1 protein-coding gene is annotated in these 1,685 nt (G+C 63.4%); it reads left to right on the top strand.

The features are described 5' to 3' along the window. Nucleotides 1-280: 280 nt before the first annotated feature. Nucleotides 281-1,321: an IS110 family transposase gene (locus tag QZV94_RS24920; RefSeq protein ID WP_293683149.1), complete on the top strand. Its 1,041-nt coding sequence runs from the start codon at nt 281-283 to the stop codon at nt 1,319-1,321. Nucleotides 1,322-1,685: the final 364 nt, after the last annotated feature.

Here is a 1,685-nt window from a genome sequence, read left to right as displayed (position 1 = left end):
ATGGCCTGACGCGGGCGCGGCGAGAGCGGCGCTTGTCGCTCTCGTTGCTGTCGTTCCCCAGCTGGATGGCTGGCCTCGCATGCAGTGGCGTGTGGCAAAGTGAGAGCGCGCGGCGGATTGCGGTGGAGGGTGGGTAGAGCGCGAAGTGAGGTGGGTGGGGAGGGTGCGGTGGAATGCCGTCACCCGGGTGGGCGAGAGGGCAGTGGCTGGAGCGACCAAGGCTCTGCGAGGATAGGTAATCCGTGGCCATCGGGGCTGCGGCCTGTCCCGGAGAGCTGTCATGGAGAAGCACTACGTCGGCCTGGATGTTTCCACGAAGAAGACCTCAGTCTGCGTCTTGTCTGAGGATGGCGAGGTCGTCCTTGAGACGGACGTCGCTACCGATCCGCTCGAGATTTATGCAGCCGTAAAGCCATGGCGCCGATCGCTGGCCAAGGTTGGTCATGAGACAGGATCGCTCTCGCCCTGGTTGCACAAGGAGTTGCAGCGGGCAGGGTTGCCGATCGTCTGTCTTGAAGCGCTGCACACCCGCGCGTCGCTGGCGGCCCAGCGCAACAAGACGGATCGCAACGACGCGCTCGGCATCGCCCAGCTCCTGCGGTCGGGCTGGTGCAAGACGGTCCACGTCAAAAGCGATGAGGCGCACCGAATGCGGCTGCTGCTGGCGCACCGCCGCGCGCTCAAGCGTAAGGCCGTCGATATCGAGAACGCCCTGCGCCAGACGCTGAAGGCTTTCGGGATCCGACTTCATGCGGCCGGGCGAGGGCAGTTCCGGGAGGCGATCGAAGAAGCCGCCGGCGACGATCCGCTCCTGATGGGTCTCACTGACGCGATGCTCCGGGCTCGCGACGCGCTACTGGCCGAGTTCAACGCCATGCACAAGCTGGTTGAACGTCTCGCCGTGCATGATCCTGTTTGCCGGCGTTTCATGACGGTTCCTGGCGTTGGACCGGTGACCGCTGTCGCCTTCAAGGCCTCTGTCGATGATCCCACACGGTTCCGGCGATCACGCACATTGGGCGCGCATTTTGGCCTGACGCCTCAACGCTACCAGTCGGGAGCCATCGACATTCAGGGATCGATCTCGAAGCGGGGCGATGGAGAGGTTCGCGTCCTGCTGTTTGAGGCGGCACGATCCATGATGATACGCTCCAAACTCAACTCAGCGTTGAAGTCCTGGGGCCTGAGGTTGGCGAAGAAGCGCGGCATGAAGCGAGCCGCGATTGCCGTCGCTCGCAAGCTTGCCGCGATCCTGCACCGGATGTGGCTGGATGGTTCGGAGTTCCGCTTCACGCGTCAGGCTGAGTTGCCGTCGACGTAACTCGGCTCTCGCTTCCACGCATCGAGTTTCGTCCCGGCCTGTCCGGCAGACGAGCGACCAGGAGCAAAAGACCGGCGGTGAGTTCGCTATCTTGCATGTCGTCCCGATCCTTACCCGATCGACAGCACGACGCGGGAGTGCCTGAGGCCTGAGCCCCGCCGACCCGATACCGGCATGCGCCGCTGACGCGATTTGCGTCATCCGAGCGCGAACTACTGCATGGCCCTGGATGCTCGCTTTGCCACGCTGACGACGATGATCGATTGCAGCTTGAAGGATGGTCAGATGAGCGCATGATGCTCGAGCAGAGTCAGATCCACCCACTACTGCAAGATAAAGCACGTACCGTGCTGCGGGCCGACGG

Origin of the sequence: uncultured Phenylobacterium sp. (assembly GCF_902826855.1) — a bacterium.
Lineage (GTDB): Bacteria > Pseudomonadota > Alphaproteobacteria > Caulobacterales > Caulobacteraceae > Phenylobacterium.
Note: the sequence above shows the minus strand (reverse complement) of the source record. Positions and strands in the feature narration are given on the sequence as shown.

What these genes read in the sequence shown, in the direction of transcription:
- QZV94_RS24920 (WP_293683149.1), top strand. Translation starts at nt 281, where the DNA reads ATGGAGAAGCACTACGTCGGCCTGGATGTTTCCACGAAGAAGACCTCA.